Origin of the sequence: Aromatoleum toluolicum, assembly GCF_012911005.2 — a bacterium.
Lineage (GTDB): Bacteria > Pseudomonadota > Gammaproteobacteria > Burkholderiales > Rhodocyclaceae > Aromatoleum > Aromatoleum toluolicum.
The window spans coordinates 1-386 of the sequence record NZ_WTVS01000272.1 but is presented as its reverse complement, the minus strand read 5'-3'; the positions used below and the strand labels follow the sequence as shown (position 1 = coordinate 386).

Below are 386 nucleotides of genomic sequence, written 5' to 3'. Positions count from 1 at the left end.
ATGTCGAGCCACGAGATGTGGTTGGCCACCAGCATCACCGGGCCAGTCACCGGGGGCTGCCCCAGGATGCGCAGGCTGATGCCCGCATGGGCCAGCAGCTCCAGCGACCACACCTGCACGCGGGCGTGTTGCTGGTCCGGCGACAGCGACGGAAACCGCAGCGCCACAATCCACAGGCCCTTGGCGATGTGACCCAGCAGCCGCAAGAGGCGCCAGCTGGCGCGCAGGAACTTCACGGCCGGGCCTCGCTATCGCAGCGTCGCGCCGTCTCAGCTGCGGTCAAAAGCGACCTGTCCGCCGACCAGGGTCATGCGCACGCGGCCGGGCAGCTCGTAGCCCGAGAACGGCGTGTGTTTGCCTTGGCTGGCGAGCGCGTCGTCCTGCAC

General features: G+C 69.2%; 1 pseudogene. It reads right to left on the bottom strand.

Annotated elements, in window-relative coordinates:
* Positions 1 to 236: pseudogene (locus GPA27_RS28705) on the bottom strand (1-acyl-sn-glycerol-3-phosphate acyltransferase); the annotation flags it as partial.
* Positions 237 to 386 lie beyond the last annotated feature (150 nt).